Below are 16,303 nucleotides of genomic sequence, written 5' to 3'. Positions count from 1 at the left end.
CGGGCGGACAGAGCTTAGGCCGGTTAGGATGCCGGCGCGGTGGTGCCGGCGACGGCTTCCTCCGGGTCGGTCCGGGCGAGGTCCGCTGCGCCCTCGGCCGTGCCCTTCTGAGGGTCGGCGATGGTGAAGCGGGGCAGCATCAGCTGCACCAGCGGGCCGATGGCCAGCGCGTAGAGCACCGTTCCCAGACCCACCGAACCGCCCAGCAGCCAGCCCGCGCCGAGGACCACCACCTCGATGCCGGTACGGGTCCTGCGGACGGGCCAGCCGGTGCGCCTTGCGAGCCCGGTCATCAGGCCGTCCCGCGCGCCCGGGCCCAGCCCGGCCCCAATGTACAAGGCCGAGGCCAGCCCGTTCAGCAGCACGGCCGCGACCAGGAGAGCCGCCTGGCCACCCAGGTGCGAAAACTTCGGGATGACGGCCAGGCCGATGTCGGCGAAGACACCCACCAGCACGGCGTTGCCCAGGGTGCCGATCCCGGGCCACTGCCGCAAGGGAATCCAGATCAGGAGCACTAGGAAACTGACGATAATGACCGTCGTGCCCAGGCTCAGCCCCGTCTTCCCGGCCAGGCCCTGATGGAGCACGTCCCACGGCGCAGTACCCAGGCTGGCGCGGATCACCATGGCGAGGGAGATGCCGTAGAGAACGAGGCCAATCAGGAGCTGGGTGAGTCTGCGCGTCATCATGGACCCATCCTGTCTCAGAACTGGCATTGAATTCCATATCCAGTTTGAAATACTGGCCCTATGACAGGATCGCTGACGCCCGCATCCCTCGGCCGGCTGCTGGGAAGCTGGAACCCCGGGGCCTCCCCCGCCTACCGCGAGCTGGCCGACGTCGTCCGTTTGCTCATCCTCGACGGGCGGATCGGTCTGGACGTCGCACTGCCCAGCGAGCGGTCCCTGGCCGAAAGCCTCGGCATCAGCCGCACCACTGTGACCGCCGCGTATGCGCTGCTCCGCGAGCAGGGCTACCTCAGCGGGGGCCAGGGCAGCCGCAGCCGGAGCCGGATTCCCGCCCGGGGCGCGCACCCGGTGGAGACCGGCCGGAGGCTCAGCGGCGCGCCCGGACTCGCCGCGCCGGAGGGTGTCCTGGACCTGGCATACGCCTCGCTTCCGGCCAGCGGCGAGGTGGTGCACCGCGCCTTCGCCGCCGCGCTCACCGAACTGCCGGCCCTGCTGCCCGGCTTCGGCTACGACGCGCTGGGCGTGGCGCCGCTGCGCGAGGCGATCGCGGACCGCTACACCGCCGCGGGGGTGCCGACGACGGCGGACCAGGTACTGGTGACGTCGGGCGCGCAGCATGCGCTGACCATTGTGCTGCGCACCCTCGCGGGCCGGTCCGGAAAGGTGCTGGTGGAGCACCCCAGTTACCCGAATGCCCTCGACGCCATCCGCGCCGCCGGGTGCCGGGCGGTTCCGGTGGCGATGCCCGTCGCGGCCGGCGCCGCGGCCGGGTCTGGAAAACCGGGCGGCCAGGGCAATTCCCGGGGCGCCAGCGGACCTGATGCCACACCGGGCAACGCAGGCTGGGACCTGGAGGCGATGGAGGCGGCGTTACTCCAGCAGCACCCCGCGATGGCGTACGTCGTTCCCGATTTCCACAACCCGACCGGCCGCCTGATGCCGGATGCGCAACGGCGCCGGCTCGCCGCGGCCGCCGCAGCCGCCGGGACGGTGCTGGTGGCCGACGAGACGCTCCGGGAACTGAACCTCGACGGCCTGCCCTCAACCCCAATGGCGGCGTTCGGCCCCTCCGTGGTGACTATCGGCTCGCTCAGCAAGTCGCACTGGGCGGGCCTCCGGGTGGGCTGGATCCGCGCCTCGGAGCCGCTGATCCAGCGGTTCGCCGCGGCCCGGACCACGCTGGACCTGGGCGGCCCGGTGGTGGAGCAGCTCGCCGCCGCGCACCTGGTCCGGGACCTGAACGAGCCGCTCCCGGTGCGCCTAGAGTCGCTTCGCACCAACCGGGACGTCCTGCTGGATCTGATCTCCCGGCACCTCCCCGACTGGCGGGCGGAGCGGCCGGTCGGCGGACTGTCCGTCTGGTGCCGGCTGCCGGCCCCGGTCAGCACGGGCCTCGCCGTTGTGGCGCCCGACGTCGGCCTCCGCCTGGCCGCCGGGCCGCGCTTCGGCGTCGGCGGGGCCTTCGACCAGTTCCTCCGCCTGCCCTTCACCCTGCCGCCGGAGCAGCTGGAGACCGCGGTCCTCTCCCTGCGCGAAGCCCAGGACCGGCTGGATCGGTCCCCGCAGCTGCGCCGGCCGCTGGCCGCCGGGCCCTCCGCCGCCATCGCCTGACGCGAACTTCGACATCCGCGCCCGTTTCGAGGTCCGCCCCGGCCCGTTTCGACGGTTCCCTGCGGATTCAACGCTCAGCAACGTCTATCCGGCGGGGAACCGTCGAAACGGCGGGAGACGCTCCCTACGCGTAGACCTTCGCGAAGAAGCTGCCCCAGGCCCGGGCCGTTTCCTCGGAATTGCCGTGGCCGCTGAAGTCGTGCACGGTCATGCCGACCGGAGCGCCGAAGGCGTTGCGCCCGAAGAACCGGTACATCGCGTCCGCGGTGCGCAGGCCAAGGAAGTTCTCGTTCACAAAGTCCACCTCACCCGCGAGGCGCCCCACGCCGTCGAGCTCACGCTCCACGGTGTCGCCCGCGATGGAGCCGGCGACGCCGAGGGCCTCCTTGAGCCGGTCGAAGCCGTCCGGGGCCTGCGAGGTTGCCGGCGCCTGGATGTCCGTGAAGACGACGGGCCTGCCGTCGAAGTGCTTCAGGTACTGGCCGAGGGTGTGGAGGTAGAACGCCGTGTGCTTGCTCGCTCCGTCGTACTGCTGGTCCCAGTTGTCCGCGAAGATCCCGCTGTGGACGTAGTGCAGCCGGGCGCGGCCGCCCTCGAGCGGTTCCAGCACGTGCTCCAGCTGGTTGAACCAGCCGTCCGGGCCCTCCATGCGGGACACCAAATGCGAGGGGTACTCCTCCACCGTCTTCACTGCGGGCCACTGGTCCGTGGGGAACATCCAGGCGGGCGTGCCGGCGGTGACGGCCTCCCAGACGCGTTCGGGCGTGCCCGGCAGGTCGGTGTCGTAGACGATCTCGAATTCGCGGTTGTCGGTCATGGTCCTAGTCCTTGGCTGTGGGGGTTGGGGATGGGTTCTTCAGTGCAGGGTGGAGCGCGACGACGAGTCGGTGCTTCCGCCCCGCGGGCCGGGAGGCCGCCGGGTGCTCGGTGCCGCCGTCGTGGTACTTGTCGACCAGCCGGGTCACCGCCTCGCCGAGTTCCCCGGCGAAGGCTGCCCGGTCCGCCGCGGAACGAAAGGTGATCTCGCCGTCGATCGCGAAGGTGGCCAGTTCCTGCCGGGCGGCGGCCGCCCCGGCGATCAGCCGGCCCACTTCCTGGACCATACGGCCGGCCAGTGCCAGCAGCCAGAAGGCCGAAAACCGGTTCGAGAACAGGCGCGGGTCCGGGGCCACGGAGGCCAGGGCGGCCGGTGAGATCAGGTACGACGACGCCGTCGCCCGCAGGATGCGCTCGGTGACGTTGCCGCGCCGCCGCTCCTCCATCAGCTCCACCAGGCCGTGCTGCTCCAGGGTCCGCAGGTGGTAATTCACTTTCTGCCGGGGAAGTCCCAGCCTGGCGGCAAGCTGCGTCGCGGAGCCCGGGTCCGTCAGCTCGCGCAGGATCCGGGTACGGATGGGGTCCAGGGTGGCTTCCGCGGCCGCCGGATCCTCGATCACTTCAATAGCTTGCATGCTCCAAGTCTCATCACCGACAGATTTATTTGTCAAGGAATATTTTTCCGTCGGTCCGCCTCGACAGTTCCCTGTCAAAAAGACGCTCAAGAACGTCTAACCGGCAGGGAACCGTCGAAGTGGCCGAGACGCCGGGGAGGGGCGGGCAACGCCGGAGGCCCGCGAAACCCCGCCGCGTAGAATGGACCGGTGATGCAATCCCCCCTCCCCGTGCGCGATGGCGTGAATGCGACCCGCCTGCGACTGCCGGAGGAGGGTCCGTGGGAAACCGCGATGGACTACATGATGCACCGCTGGGGCCACATCGACCCGCAGGGCATCGCGGACCGGTTTGACGCTGGCGAGATCGTCGGCGAGGGCGGGATCCCGCTGGACCGCACCACCCCGCTGCGGCACCACACGTTCATTTGGTACTACCGCACCCTGCCGCCGGAGATCCGGATGCCGGTGGAGCTGAACATCCTGCACCAGGATGAGCACCTGCTGGTGGTGGATAAGCCGCACTTCCTGCCCACCACCCCCGGCGGGACCTACATCCAGGAGTCGGCCCTGGTCCGGCTGCGGAACCAGCTGCAGCTGCCGGACCTGATCCCGATGCACCGCCTGGACCGGATGACGGCCGGGATCCTGCTGCTCTCGACCAACCCGGAGACCCGAGGGAAGTACCAGGTCCTGTTCGAGAAGCGCCAGGTCCAGAAGGAATACGAGTGCGTTTCCGCCGCGGAGCCCGCCCCCGGCCATCCCGCCGTCGACTTCCCCGTGGTGGTGCGCAACCGGATGACCAAGTCGCGCAGCTACCTGCTGGCCGAGGTGATCGAGGGTGAGCCGAACACGGAGACCCGGATCGAGCGGATCCGCACCTTCGCGGCGGCGCACGGCGGCACCGACGACGGCTGTGCAGGGAGGGACGCGAGCCCCCGCCGTGCCCTCTACCGGCTCGAGCCGCACTCCGGCAAGACCCATCAGTTGCGCGTGCATATGGCCTCCCTGGGACTCGGGATCGTCAACGACGCGTTCTACCCGGACCTGCTGGACAAGGCCCCGGACGACTACTCCAAGCCGCTGCAGCTGCTGGCCCGCGGCATCCGCTTCGTGGACCCCGTCTCCGGAAATCCCGTCGAATACCGCAGCCGGCTGACTCTCTCCGAGGCCCGCACCAACTAACCGCCACGGATGCGGTACGTTGTGGCCATGGACCTGGCCAATGCTGATACTTGGGGTTCGGCGATCTACTTCTGGATCGTCCCCATGGTGGTCGGCGACGCCATCTTCCCGCCGGTCCCGTCCGAGATGCTGATCATCACCGGCGGCGCCTTGTGCGCCGACGGCCGGGCCAACGTTTTCCTGATCATCCTGCTGGCCGCGGCCGCCTCCTGGCTGGGCGACCTGCTGGTGTTCCAGCTCTTCAAGCGCCGGCTCAGCCACGTCCTGGACCGCTGGAGGTGGGGCCGGCAGTTCCACAGCGGCATCCACCAGGCAATCGCCAAGGCTGGCCGCTCATCCACCTACGGCGGGATCATCGGCCTCCGTTTCATCCCCGGCGGCCGGCTCGCCACTACGGCCGCGGCGGGAATTGCGAATGTTTCCACCCGCGGGTTCAGCCTCTGCGCGGCCCTGGGCGGGACGCTGTGGGCAATGTGGTCGGTGGGTCTGGGTTACGCCACCGGCTCGGCCACCAGGCTGCCGTTCTGGGCGAGTTCACTGATCGGCGTGGCGCTGGGAATCGTGATCGGCGCCGTCGTCGGGCTGGTGGTGACGCGCCGCCGCGGCAGCCGCTCCCCGGTGGTGGAGCGGGAAGGCGCGGCAGGGGACGGGCAGACGGACCCCGACGCCGAACTGGACTTCTAGGGCCTACACCGGTGCCCAGCGGCCGCGGTTGCGACGCAGCACCGTGAGGTTCCCGGTGAGCGCCACGCGTTCGACGGCGTCGCGCATCATGGCGGCCGCCTCCAGAGCCTGGCTGTTCTCCGCCGCGTAGGCGGTGGCCTCCACCAGGAACCGCAGGTTCAGCTGCGGGACACCGCCGGCCAGCTCCAACTGGTGGGCCTCCACGTGGTGGCGCGTGCCCAACGCCTCCAGCGCCGCGTCCATGACGGCCTCCGGCGGATTCCCCGGCCGGAGTCCGGTGATCTTCAGTCTGGTCTGGAAGGAGGGCATGGATCCAGCCTAACCACCCCACCCGACCCCCGACGCTCCCTCACATCCAGCCGCCCCCAAGGCGACGCTCCCTCAGATCTTGCCGCCCCCAGGACGACGCCCCCTCAGATCAAGCGCTTCCTGCGGCGAATTTTTCGCCACACCTGAGGGAGCGTCACCAAAAAACCCGCCACAGCTGAGGGAGCGTCACCAGAAGACCCGCCACGCCTGAGGGAGCATCACCCAAAAAACCCGCCACACCTGAGGGAGCGTCACCAAAGAGGCCCGGGACTAGCCGGTGTTGCGCAGGCCCGCGGCGACGCCGTTGACGGTGATCAGCATGGCCCGCTGCAGCCGCTCGTCGATCTCCCCGCCGGTCATCTCGGCGTCCGAGGACCCCGTGCCTGCCGCCCGGATGCGGCGCAGCAGCTCCACCTGCAGGTAGCTGATCGGGTCCAGGTACTGGTCCCGGATTTCCAGGGAGCGCCTAAGCCCGGGCTGGGCGTCCAGCAGCAGGTTCTCCCCGGTGAGGGCTCGGACCTCGGCCACGGTGAGGTCGAACTCGGCGCGGATGGCGTGGAAGATCCGGTGCAGTTTCTCCGGGACCAGGGTGGAGACGTAGTAGCCGGCGATGTCCATGTCCGTCTTGGCCAGCGTCATCTCCACATTGGAGAGCACGGAGCGGAAGAAGTGCCAGTGTTCCATCATCACGGCCAGCTGCTCGGTGTGGCCGGCCTCTCGGGCGGCCTTCAGCCCGGAGCCGACGCCGAACCAGCCGGGCACGATCTGCCGCGACTGGGTCCAGCCGAAGACCCACGGGATCGCCCGCAGCCCCTCCAGCCCGGCGCCGGAGTCGGGGCGCTTGGACGGTCGCGAGCCGATGTTCAGCGAGCCGAGCTGTTCCACCGGGGTGGAGGCCACGAAGTAGGCCGGCAGGTCCGGGTCGTCGATCAGGCTGCGGTACCGGGCGAACGCGGCGTCCGAGACGGTGTCCATGACGTGGCCGTAGCGATCGCGCTGGTCCTTGGTGGTGCGCGGCGCCCGGTGCAGCGCGGACCCCTGCAGGACGGCGGCGAGGGAGAGTTCGAGGTTCTCCCGGGCCAGCTCGGGCAGCGAGTACTTGTCCGCGATGACTTCACCCTGCTCGGTGAACTTGATCTCGCCGTCGAGCACGCCGTTCGGCTGCGCAAGGATCGCATCATAGGTGGGGCCACCGCCGCGGCCCACGGACCCGCCGCGGCCGTGGAAGAGCCGCACCCGGACGCCGTGTTTGGCGGCGACATCGCGCAGTTTGCTCTGGGTCTTGTGGATTTCCCACTGGCTGGTGATGACGCCGGATTCCTTGTTGGAGTCCGAGTAGCCGAGCATGATTTCCTGCACGTCGCCGCGGAGCCGGACCAGCTCGCGGTAGGAGGAGTTGGAGAGCAGCGCGTCCACGATCTCGGCGGAGGCGCGGAGTTCCTCGACGGTTTCCAACAGCGGCGCGAAGCCCAGCTTGGCGTACGGCGCCTCGCCGAAGAGGCTCACCAGGCCGGCCTCGCGGGCCAGGACGGCCGCGGCGAGGACGTCGTCGGCGCCGCGGGTCATGGAGATGATGTAGGTTTCGACGACGTCGGGGCCGAAGGTGCGCAGCCCGCGGCGGATTTCGCGGAAGACGTCATAGGTGCCGTCCGCGGCGCCGTCGAGCTTGATCGGGTGGCCGGAGAGCGGCCGGCGGGAGGCCAGCTCGGCGCCGAGCACCTCCAGCCGCTGGGCCCGGCTCAGCTCGGCGTAGCGCACTCCCGGTCCGCCCAGCCGGTCCATCAGCTGGCCGACGGCGTCGTGGTGGTGGTCGGCATGCTCGCGGATGTCGAGGGTGGCCAGGTGCAGACCGAAGGAGGCCGCCGCGCGCCGGACCCGGGCCAGGGCGCCGTCGGCCGCCAGCGCGCCCTGGTGGTTGCGCAACGAGGTGTCCAGCAGCTCGAGCTCGGCCAGCAGTTCGGCCGTGGCGGCGTAGTCGCGGCCGGGTTCGTGCGTGGACCCGGCGGCCACGCGGCGGCGGGTGTTCAGCAGCTTGGCCTTGATGCAGGTGAGCTTGAGCCGGTAGGGCTCCTGGGCGTTCAGCTCCAGCACGCGCCGGTCCAGGCCGGGCAGGTTCTTGAGGTCGACGTCGATCGAGTCCAGCAGCGCCTGGTCGGCGCCGGCCAGTGCGGTGGAGTTCGAGAGCATCGAGATCAGACCGTCGATCAGTTCGATGCAGATCCGGACGGCGTGCTGGTTCTGGATCTGCAGGATCTCGCGGGTGACGGCGGCGGTGACGTTGGGGTTGCCGTCCCGGTCGCCGCCGATCCAGGAGCCGAAGCGCACCGGCGCCGTGCCCACCGGGAGGGTCACGCCGTGTTCGGCCAGCAGGTCCGCGAAGTCGGACATCAGCTCCGGCATCGCATCCGTCAGGATCCCGGTCAGGTAGTAGATCGCGTTCCGTGCCTCGTCCACCGGGGTGGGCCGGACCTGGCGGAGTTCGTCGGTCTGCCACATCTGGTCGATCACCTCGGCCAGCTGCCGGTCCTGGCGGCGGCGGGCGGGTGTTCCCTCGGCGGTGGGCTGGGCCAGGATGTCCGAGAGCCGCCGGACCTTGTCCAGCACCGAGCGGCGGGAGGCCTCGGTGGGGTGGGCGGTGAAGATCGGCCGGAGGTCAAGGGCGTTGACCACGTCCTGCAGCACGCCGGCGCCGGCCTTCTCGGCGATCTCGGCGATCGTCTTGGCCAGCCAGCCGTCCTTTTCCTGGCGGTTCCGCAGCCCGCGGACCCGGTGGACCTGCTCGGCGGCGTTGACCAGGTGGAAATAGAAGGCGAAGGCCCGCACCAGGTCGGTGGCTTGGTCCAGCGGCAGGGAGCCGAGGAGTTCGCGGACCTGGGCGACGACGTCGTACGAGCTCCAGGGGCCGGTGGCGTCAGCGCCGCCCCGGGCGGCTTCCTTCGATTCCTTGGTCAGCAGCCGCACCTGCTCCACGAGATCGAGGAGCTCGGGGCCGTGCTGGCGGACCAGGGATTCGCCCAAAAGCGTGGACACCCGGCGGACGTCGGCGCGCAGTTCGGCGGCGAGGTCGTCGGCCAGCTCGAGGCCGGAGGTCAGTGCAGTGTCAGCCATGGAAGCATCTTTCGAGGTTCGAGGTGGCTCGTACACTGCGCTGGATACTGTGAGCCGGGTTACCTCTGGGATGTTACCCGCCTCACGCGCCGCGTGGGGAATCGGTTCCGTCTATTGGGCCGGGGGTATCAGGCCGTCCGGCGCCTGATTTCGATCCGCCCCTCGGTGATCCTGGTGTCATAGGCCGGCTGGGGCCGGGTGGCCGGGCCCCGGACCACTTCTCCATCGGCCAGCCGGAATGTGCTGCCGTGCCAGGGGCAGACCACGCAACCGTTGTCGACCGTGCCCTTCTCCAGCGGGCCGCCGGCGTGGCTGCACACACTGTCGACGGCGAGGATCGCCATGCCGGTCCGGTACAGGAGGACGGTGACCTTGCCCGCCTCGACCTTGCGCGAGCCGCCCTCGGGGAGTTCGGCGTCGTCGAGCACCGGCGTCCACTTCGAGGGGCCGTTCCGGTCCGCGGTCCTGTTGACGTTGACCGCATTGGCGAAGCTCAGGTGGCCGCCGAGGAACCCGCCAAAGGTCAGGACGCCCAGTCCCGCCAGGCCCAGCGCCGTCCCCGCGCCGCGGTTGCCCCGGAAGCGGGCGGCGCTGGAACAGGCGTAGAGACCCAGGGCCACCGTGTTCACCGCGGCATGGACCAGCCCAACCCGGCGTGCTTTTCCGGCGGTGTCCGACCAGTCGTTGAGGCCGGCCGCCGCCGTCGGAACGGCCGCGGCGATCCCCACGGTCACCAGTAGGTCCGCGGCCGGTTCCATCTCCCTTCCACCCACGGTGTCCAGGAGGGACGCCATGGTCCACGCGCCGATCGGGATATCCGTGAGCAGGGGATGCAGCGGGTGGCCCAGGACGGTGCCGCTAAGCAGGTTGCGGACGGCGCGGGGCTGCACCGCCTTGCCGACCAGGCCGGCAAGGGCCGACGCCGGACCGTCCAGCCCGTCGAGGCGTTCGATGGCGGCGACGACGGAATCCATCGGGTTCATAACGACTCCTCGGGTGGCGGGCGGAACGACCGCACAGCACGGGAGACTGCCGGTCGCCTGAGGCGGCCCGGCGCTGCCGGGCCGCCGGATGGACCAAGTGTTCCACCCCGGGCCGCTTCAAGGCCCGGGACTTTGGCCCCGGACCCCTCCGCAGCTCCCGGGTCCCGGGTCTCGGGTCCCCGGCCGCCCTTAGCGCGCGATCTTGAAGTTGAAGTCCGCGTTGCCCAGCGCTCCCCAGAGCCGAAGCCAGACCGGCAGCAGCATCTCGGTGCCGCGGGCGGTGGTGATGTCGCCGAGGTCGATGATGTCGCGGTGGCCCAGCTCGGCGAGCAGGCCGGACACCTGGGCCTTGGCCTCGGCGTCGTTGCCGGAGACGAACACGGAGTGGTCGCCGCCTGCCACGCTGGCGGGGTTCACCATCAGGGAGGCGTTCATGGTGTTCAGCGTCTTGACCACCCGGGCCGCCGGGAAGGCGCGCTGCAGCTGCTCGCCGAGGCTGTCCGTGTTCACCGGGTTCAGCGACGGCGGGAAGCCCTGGGAGAAGTCCAGCGGGTTGGCGATGTCCATGATGACCTTGCCGGCCAGATTCTCCTCGCCGGCCGCGGTGAGGGCGGGGAGGGAACCGGAGCCGTTGGTGGCGTTGACGATCAGATCCGCCCCGGCGGCGGCGTCGGCGAAGGTGGTCAGCCGGATGCCGGGGTGCTCGGCGTGCCACTGGGCGAAGGGGACGCCGCCCATGGGGCCGGCCTCGGTACGGGCCAGGGTGGCTTCCGGGTCGCGGGTGCCGATGACGACGTCGTGGCCGAGCGCGACGAGGGCGGCGGCGACGGCGGGGCCGACGGTTCCGGTGCCGAAGACTGCGATGTTCATGGTGACCTCACTGGAGACGGGAATTCTTGGCAGACAGGTTTGTCTACCTCTTTTCGGGACGCTATCAGACAGATCTGTCTATGCACAAGGGCGCGCAGACAGACCGGTCTGTAGCATGGAGGTATGAGTCCAGCAGCAGCACCCGCCCCGGCCGCCCCACAGGCGGTCCGCACGCCCGTCGGCCAGGCGCGGGAGAGGATTCTGGCAACGGCCTTCCGGTTGTTCTACGCCCACGGCCTGCGGGCTGCGGGGATTGATACGATCATCGCCGAATCGGGCGTTGCCAAGGCCACGTTCTACAAGTACTTTCCGGCCAAGGACGACCTGATCCTGGCCTATCTGGAGCACGTGGACGGGGTCTGGTCCGGTCAGCTGCACGCCGCCGCCGAGGCCGCCGGACCGGATCCGGCCCGCGAGCTGGTGGGACTGTTCGACGCGCTCACCACGGCCTGCCGCCGCGACGGGTACCGCGGCTGCGCCTTCATCAACGCCGCCGCCGAGTCCCCCTCCGGCACCCGCGTGCACGAGCGGACCGTCGCGCACAAGCAGTCCATCCTTGCCTGGATCACCGAGCTGGCCGAACGGGCCGGCGCCGGGAATCCGGAGGCCCTCGCCCGCAGCCTGACCCTGATCCTCGACGGCGGCCTGGCCAGCGGGGTGCTCGACGCCGACCCCGCCGCCGCGGCCGCCGCCAAGGCCACGGCCGAGCAGCTGGTGGCCGCCGCCGTCGCTGTCCCCCGCTGACCCACCTCGCACAACGCAACCGCCCCTCCCCCTGCCCGCTCCCACCCAACTCGCTCGCAGCAGAAGCCGTTTTGGGCCCTTATAACGGCCTCTACTGTCAGTCAGTTGGGCTGAACCCCCGGAGATGACCATGACCCCCGCAGACGCGCAGAACGCCGACCCGCAGCTGGCCCGCTGGCGGCGGTTCCGCACCAACCGCGACGCCGCACTGGCTACCGAATACGGCTGGCTGACCCTGACGTCATTCCAGTGGCTCGCGGATGAGGCGTCCACCCTTGAGCTGGTTCCGGGCCTCTGGTGGACGGACGGCACGACGGCGTTCCTCACCGCTGCGGCCGTGGACGGCCTGACCCTGGTGGAGACCGGAGAGCCGGTGGACGGGACCATCAGCGCGGGTTTGGCCGACGAGGAATCCCTGATCTGGGTGCAGTTCGGCGGCACGGACGGGACCCAGGTGCGGGTGGAGCTGGCCATGCGTGGCGGGAAGTACGCCATTCGGACACGTGACTCCCGGTCTCCGGTGTTCACGGACTTCGGCGGCGTCCCCACCTTCGGCTATCGGCCGGACCTGGTGGTTGAGGCGCGGTTTGAGCCGTACCCGGAGCCGGTGGACGTCCCGATCGGCACCGCGAACCCGCTGGTGGACGGGGTGCACCGCAGCGTCGGCGAACTCGTCTTCCGACTGCCCGGCAGCAACCATGAGTACCGGCTGCAGGCCGAGGAGGAGAAGCTCGGGGCCCTGACGGTGACGTTCCACGACGAGACAAACGGCGACTCGACCGATGAGTGGCGCAAGGTCTCCACCGCCCGCCCGAGGCCGGACGGAACCGTGGTCCTGGACTTCAACCGGGCCATCAACTATCCCAGCGCTTTCACCCCGTACGGCACCTGTCCCATGCCGGTGAAGAACAACAGCCTGGACTACCGGATTGAGGCCGGGGAACGGGTGCCTGACGGCGCCCCGGAGGACGCCGTCGCCAACTGACAGCCGCAGCGCGATGCGGCCCGCCCAAGGTCGAGTGCCTTAGACGATCGCCGAGACCCCGGTGACGGCCCGGCCGGCGATCAGGGTGTTGATCTCGAAGGAGCCCTCGTAGGTGTAAATCGCCTCGGCGTCGGCGAAGATCTTGGCCATCCGGTAGTCGGTGACTATTCCGTTGCCACCCAGCAGTGACCGCCCCATCGCCACGGTCTCACGCATCCGGGCGCTGGCGTAAGACTTCGCGAGAGCCACCTGCGGCATGTCCGCGGCGCCGGCGTCCTCCAGCTGGGCAATCCGCACCATCATCCCGGTACTCGCCACCGCATTGCCCAGCATGGTCACCAGCTGCTGCTGCACCAGCTGGAATTTCGCCAGCGGCCGGCCGAACTGGCGGCGTTCGACGGCGTACTGCCGGGCGACGTCGAACGCGGCCAGCTGCTGGCCCACCGCCTGCCACGCCACCATGATCCGGGAGCCGCGCAACAGCTCGTTGGTGTCCTCGAAGCTGCTGATGCCGGCGAAGCGGTCCGCTTCGGCCACCCGCACGTCGGTGAAGACGATGTCCGCGTTCTGCACGGTCCGCAGCGCGATCTTGTTCTCGATCCGGCTGCGGCTCACCCCGGGGAGGGTGGCGTCGACGATGAAGCCGCGGATGGCGCCGTCGGCCTCGTCGCGGGCCCAGACAAGCATGTAGTCGCAGAAGGTGCCGTTGCCGATCCAGCGCTTGGCGCCGTTGAGCACCCAGTAATCGCCCTCGTCCCCGCCGGAGACGCGCCGGGCGCTGGTTTCCATGCCGCCGGCGACGTCGGAGCCGTGGTTCGGCTCGGTCAGGGCGAAGGCGCCGGTGGTGCGCAGGCTGGCCGCGTCCGCCAGCAGCCGGGAACGCTGGTCCTCGGAACCGAACTCGTAGAGCGACTCGACGAACAGGTCGTGGTGCACCAGGAAGAAGGTGGCCAGGGAGGTGTCCACCCGAGTGATCTCGGCGATGACGATCCCGGCGAAGAGGTTGCTGTAGCCGCGCTGGACCGGCGTGCTGAGCTCCAGGGCGGCGAGCTTGGGCAGGATGTGCGCGGGGAATTCGGCGCGGTTCCACCATTCCTCCGCATAGGGCGCCACCTCGCGGGCCAGGAAGCCGCGCAGTTCGGCCAGCTTGGCGCGTTCGACGTCGCTGAGCAGCGCCTCGTAGCCGAAGAAGTCCGCGCCGGGCAGGTCGGGAAGCCCGTCGGCGGCCTCGGAAACAGCCACCTCCCGCGCCCGGCCCGCCTGCGCCTGCTCTCCTTGCACCCGGTCCATCGCGAGCGTCACTTCGGGCCCATCCGGATGGCGCCGTCCAGCCGGATGGTCTCGCCATTGAGCATGGCGTTGTCAACGATGTGCGCGGCCAGGTTGGCATACTCCGCGGGCCGGCCCAGCCGGGAGGGGTGCGGCACCTGGTGGCCCAGGGAATCCTGCGCCTCCTGCGGCAGCCCGGCCATCATGGGAGTCTCAAAGATGCCCGGCGCGATGGTCACCACGCGGATCAGCGAGCGCGCCAGTTCGCGGGCGATCGGCAGCGTCATGGCGGCGACGGCGCCCTTGGAGGCGGCGTAGGCGGGCTGGCCGATCTGGCCGTCGAAGGCCGCGACGGAGGCGGTGTTGATGATGACGCCGCGTTCGGGGCCGCCGAGCTCCGTGGCCACCGGCTCGGTGGCGGCCATCGCGGCGGCGGCAAGCCGGATGACGTTGAAGGTGCCCACCAGATTCACCTGGATGACGCGGTTGAAGGCCTCCAGCGGCAGAACGCCGTCGCGGCCCAGGACCTTGCCCGGGGTGCCGATCCCGGCGCAGTTCACCACGATGCGCAGCGGTCCAAGCTCCGCGGCGGCGTCGACGGCGGCCTGCACCTGCTCCTCGTTGGTGACGTCCGCGGGCACGAACACGGCCCGGTTCCCGGCGGCACTTTCCATCCCGTTCAGTTCGGCGGCGAGGCCCTCCCCCGCGGCGCCGGGCAGGTCCACCAGGACCACCGAGGCCCCGGCGTCGAAGAGCCTGCGTGCGGTGGCGGCGCCCAGCCCGGACGCGCCGCCCGTGATCAGTGCGACGGTACCCAAGACGTCCATACATCCTCCTTGATGTGGAAACCCCTGCCCGGTCGCACAAGGCCGGCCGGGCCGCGGCGTCCGGAAACGTTAGTTAGTACACGTTAACTGGAATTGACACAGAGCGCACCCATTCGTGGAGATTCAGCGCCGCGGGCGCCCCCGCCACTACTCTGGGACCATGACCGCAGCCGCCGCCCATTCCCCTGCCCCGAACTGGTCTTTCCGCGCCGACGAAGCCGCGCGTTCGGTGACCCGGCTGTTCGGCCAGAGCCTCTTCTTCCTCCCCGGCACCCACATCGGCGCCATCGTCCGCCCCTCAAGCCGGCTGAAGAACCTCTCCCGGCCTTGGCACTACTGGTGGCAGGCGCATTACATGGACTGCCTGGTCGACGCCGGGCGGCGGGAACTCGGCGTCGCGGGCCACACCCCGGCGCACTTCGACGGCAAGAACCTGCCCAGCGCCGGCAAGCTGGCCTCCCGCCTGCTCAACGGCATCCGGGTGCGGAACCTCTTCACCGTGGTCAACAGCTACTACGACGACATGGCCTGGCTGGCCCTGGCCACCCGGCGGCTGGAACTCCTGGCCGAGGACGGCCGCAAGAGCGCCGGCCGCCGCCGCAACGCCCGCGTCCTCACCCGGCTGGGGGCACAGTTCGATGCCGCCTCCACCGACGACCTGGGCGGGGGCACCTTCTGGAGCAAGAAGCGGGACTTCAAGAACACCCCGGCGACCGGGCCGGTGGCGCTGCACTACGCCCGGACCGGCCAGGCGGCGCGGGCCCAGTCGCTGCTGGACTGGCTGGACGCCAAGCTGCTGGATCCGGAGCAGGGCCTCTACCAGGACGGCCTGCGGATTGTGCCGGAGGGGGAACCCCGGCTCGAAGAGGCCGTCTACACCTACAACCAGGGCCCGGCGCTGGGGGCCCTGCTGGAGCTCGGCGGCGAGGCGAACCTGGCACGGGCGCAGGAACTGATCACCGCGGTCCGCGAGCACCTGACCGTGGACGCACCCCTGCTGGGCCGCCGCGGCGAAGTGGTCCGCGGCGAGGGAACGGGCGACGGCGGCCTCTTCAGCGGGATTCTGGTGCGCTACCTGGCCCTCGCCGCGGTGGACGAGCGGCTCCCGGAGGAGACCCGGGCGACGGCGGCGCGGCTGGTCACGGACACAGCGGAGGCCTTCTGGGAGGGCCGGCGCGTGGTCGGCGCGAACGAGCCGCTGGCCCGCAACGGCGCCCGGCTGGTCTTCTCCGCCCGGCCCGAGCTCCCCGCGCGCCGCACCTACCCGGCCGGCGCCGACGTCGAACTCTCCACCCAGCTGCAGGCCTGGATGGTGCTCGAAGCCGCGGCCTCGATCGCGCCCCGCCTGCCCGCGATCGTCGACGCCGCCGACGCGGAGCAGCCGGCGGAAGGACAGCCGGGCGAGGGACAAACGGGCGAAGAACAAACGGGCGAGGCCCGCCCGGACGTGCCCGCCGAACCCGATCCCGCCTCAGCCGTCGTCGACGCCACGGCCCCGCTGCAACACGAAACCAATTAAGTCACGCAATAGTTTCGTAATTCGTGTGATCTCCCTCACTTAAGGCGCTCTCGGCTTGGTTGCTTAGGTTTGGCTAACCTACAGTTTTTT

At 70.2% G+C, this 16,303-nt stretch carries 15 protein-coding genes; 6 read left to right on the top strand and 9 right to left on the bottom strand.

Features of this window, described 5'->3' with window-relative positions:
* Window positions 1–23: 23 nt before the first annotated feature.
* The gene (locus ACFVY3_RS11150; protein WP_400159754.1) at window positions 24–689 is read right to left on the bottom strand and encodes a YitT family protein; all 666 of its coding nucleotides are present in this window, start codon (window positions 687–689) and stop codon (window positions 24–26) included.
* Window positions 690–749: 60 nt separating this feature from the next.
* Between ACFVY3_RS11150 and ACFVY3_RS11145 the strand changes: the two genes are divergently transcribed.
* The gene (locus tag ACFVY3_RS11145; protein WP_400159753.1) at window positions 750–2,300 is read left to right on the top strand and encodes a PLP-dependent aminotransferase family protein; all 1,551 of its coding nucleotides are present in this window, start codon (window positions 750–752) and stop codon (window positions 2,298–2,300) included.
* A 124-nt stretch (window positions 2,301–2,424) separates the two neighbouring features.
* Here the strand turns inward: ACFVY3_RS11145 and ACFVY3_RS11140 are convergent, their stop codons facing one another.
* Window positions 2,425–3,117 (bottom strand): SRPBCC domain-containing protein, encoded by a 693-nt coding sequence (locus ACFVY3_RS11140; RefSeq protein ID WP_400159752.1) that lies wholly within the window; start codon window positions 3,115–3,117, stop codon window positions 2,425–2,427.
* A 4-nt stretch (window positions 3,118–3,121) separates the two neighbouring features.
* Window positions 3,122–3,751 (bottom strand): helix-turn-helix domain-containing protein, encoded by a 630-nt coding sequence (locus ACFVY3_RS11135; RefSeq protein ID WP_400159751.1) that lies wholly within the window; start codon window positions 3,749–3,751, stop codon window positions 3,122–3,124.
* Window positions 3,752–3,943: 192 nt separating this feature from the next.
* Between ACFVY3_RS11135 and ACFVY3_RS11130 the strand changes: the two genes are divergently transcribed.
* Window positions 3,944–4,915 (top strand): RluA family pseudouridine synthase, encoded by a 972-nt coding sequence (locus tag ACFVY3_RS11130; protein ID WP_400159830.1) that lies wholly within the window; start codon window positions 3,944–3,946, stop codon window positions 4,913–4,915.
* A gap of 27 nt (window positions 4,916–4,942) precedes the next feature.
* A complete protein-coding gene (locus tag ACFVY3_RS11125) occupies window positions 4,943–5,599 on the top strand; it encodes a DedA family protein (RefSeq protein ID WP_400159750.1) in 657 nt (218 codons plus the stop codon).
* Between the two features lie 3 nt (window positions 5,600–5,602).
* Here the strand turns inward: ACFVY3_RS11125 and ACFVY3_RS11120 are convergent, their stop codons facing one another.
* From ACFVY3_RS11120 to ACFVY3_RS11105, 4 genes are all read right to left on the bottom strand, one after another.
* Window positions 5,603–5,908 carry a hypothetical protein gene (locus tag ACFVY3_RS11120; RefSeq protein ID WP_400159749.1) on the bottom strand — a complete coding sequence of 102 codons (306 nt, stop codon included), beginning with the start codon at window positions 5,906–5,908 and terminating at the stop codon, window positions 5,603–5,605.
* A 270-nt stretch (window positions 5,909–6,178) separates the two neighbouring features.
* Complete coding sequence (gene ppc / locus ACFVY3_RS11115) at window positions 6,179–9,016, bottom strand: phosphoenolpyruvate carboxylase (RefSeq protein ID WP_400159748.1); 2,838 nt, start codon at window positions 9,014–9,016, stop codon at window positions 6,179–6,181.
* Between the two features lie 128 nt (window positions 9,017–9,144).
* Window positions 9,145–9,999, bottom strand: coding sequence for a Rieske 2Fe-2S domain-containing protein (locus ACFVY3_RS11110; protein WP_400159747.1), 855 nt, complete (start codon window positions 9,997–9,999; stop codon window positions 9,145–9,147).
* A 189-nt stretch (window positions 10,000–10,188) separates the two neighbouring features.
* Entirely contained in the window at window positions 10,189–10,869 is a 681-nt protein-coding gene (locus tag ACFVY3_RS11105; protein ID WP_400159746.1) for an NADPH-dependent F420 reductase, read from the bottom strand.
* 123 nt (window positions 10,870–10,992) lie between these two features.
* Between ACFVY3_RS11105 and ACFVY3_RS11100 the strand changes: the two genes are divergently transcribed.
* Both ACFVY3_RS11100 and ACFVY3_RS11095 read left to right on the top strand, forming a co-directional pair.
* Window positions 10,993–11,613, top strand: coding sequence for a TetR/AcrR family transcriptional regulator (locus ACFVY3_RS11100; protein ID WP_400159745.1), 621 nt, complete (start codon window positions 10,993–10,995; stop codon window positions 11,611–11,613).
* Window positions 11,614–11,743: 130 nt separating this feature from the next.
* Window positions 11,744–12,598: a DUF1684 domain-containing protein gene (locus tag ACFVY3_RS11095; RefSeq protein ID WP_400159744.1), complete on the top strand. Its 855-nt coding sequence runs from the start codon at window positions 11,744–11,746 to the stop codon at window positions 12,596–12,598.
* Window positions 12,599–12,637: 39 nt separating this feature from the next.
* Here the strand turns inward: ACFVY3_RS11095 and ACFVY3_RS11090 are convergent, their stop codons facing one another.
* The gene (locus ACFVY3_RS11090) at window positions 12,638–13,900 is read right to left on the bottom strand and encodes an acyl-CoA dehydrogenase family protein (protein WP_400159743.1); all 1,263 of its coding nucleotides are present in this window, start codon (window positions 13,898–13,900) and stop codon (window positions 12,638–12,640) included.
* A complete protein-coding gene (locus tag ACFVY3_RS11085; RefSeq protein ID WP_400159742.1) occupies window positions 13,897–14,694 on the bottom strand; it encodes an SDR family NAD(P)-dependent oxidoreductase in 798 nt (265 codons plus the stop codon). Before ACFVY3_RS11085 ends, ACFVY3_RS11090 begins: the two co-directional genes overlap by 4 nt.
* Before the next feature lie 160 nt (window positions 14,695–14,854).
* Between ACFVY3_RS11085 and ACFVY3_RS11080 the strand changes: the two genes are divergently transcribed.
* Window positions 14,855–16,213: a glycoside hydrolase family 76 protein gene (locus ACFVY3_RS11080; RefSeq protein ID WP_400159741.1), complete on the top strand. Its 1,359-nt coding sequence runs from the start codon at window positions 14,855–14,857 to the stop codon at window positions 16,211–16,213.
* Window positions 16,214–16,303: the final 90 nt, after the last annotated feature.

The sequence above is a fragment of the Arthrobacter sp. BPSS-3 genome (assembly GCF_044628475.1).
GTDB lineage: Bacteria > Actinomycetota > Actinomycetes > Actinomycetales > Micrococcaceae > Arthrobacter.
This window is presented reverse-complemented; position numbering and strand designations above follow the sequence as displayed.

Coding starts and splice junctions, on each gene's coding strand:
- ACFVY3_RS11150 (WP_400159754.1), bottom strand. CDS start 689: ATGATGACGCGCAGACTCACCCAGCTCCTGATTGGCCTCGTTCTCTAC.
- ACFVY3_RS11145 (WP_400159753.1), top strand. CDS start 750: ATGACAGGATCGCTGACGCCCGCATCCCTCGGCCGGCTGCTGGGAAGC.
- ACFVY3_RS11140 (WP_400159752.1), bottom strand. CDS start 3,117: ATGACCGACAACCGCGAATTCGAGATCGTCTACGACACCGACCTGCCG.
- ACFVY3_RS11135 (WP_400159751.1), bottom strand. CDS start 3,751: ATGCAAGCTATTGAAGTGATCGAGGATCCGGCGGCCGCGGAAGCCACC.
- ACFVY3_RS11130 (WP_400159830.1), top strand. CDS start 3,944: ATGCAATCCCCCCTCCCCGTGCGCGATGGCGTGAATGCGACCCGCCTG.
- ACFVY3_RS11125 (WP_400159750.1), top strand. CDS start 4,943: ATGGACCTGGCCAATGCTGATACTTGGGGTTCGGCGATCTACTTCTGG.
- ACFVY3_RS11120 (WP_400159749.1), bottom strand. CDS start 5,908: ATGCCCTCCTTCCAGACCAGACTGAAGATCACCGGACTCCGGCCGGGG.
- ppc (WP_400159748.1), bottom strand. CDS start 9,016: ATGGCTGACACTGCACTGACCTCCGGCCTCGAGCTGGCCGACGACCTC.
- ACFVY3_RS11110 (WP_400159747.1), bottom strand. CDS start 9,999: ATGAACCCGATGGATTCCGTCGTCGCCGCCATCGAACGCCTCGACGGG.
- ACFVY3_RS11105 (WP_400159746.1), bottom strand. CDS start 10,869: ATGAACATCGCAGTCTTCGGCACCGGAACCGTCGGCCCCGCCGTCGCC.
- ACFVY3_RS11100 (WP_400159745.1), top strand. CDS start 10,993: ATGAGTCCAGCAGCAGCACCCGCCCCGGCCGCCCCACAGGCGGTCCGC.
- ACFVY3_RS11095 (WP_400159744.1), top strand. CDS start 11,744: ATGACCCCCGCAGACGCGCAGAACGCCGACCCGCAGCTGGCCCGCTGG.
- ACFVY3_RS11085 (WP_400159742.1), bottom strand. CDS start 14,694: ATGGACGTCTTGGGTACCGTCGCACTGATCACGGGCGGCGCGTCCGGG.
- ACFVY3_RS11080 (WP_400159741.1), top strand. CDS start 14,855: ATGACCGCAGCCGCCGCCCATTCCCCTGCCCCGAACTGGTCTTTCCGC.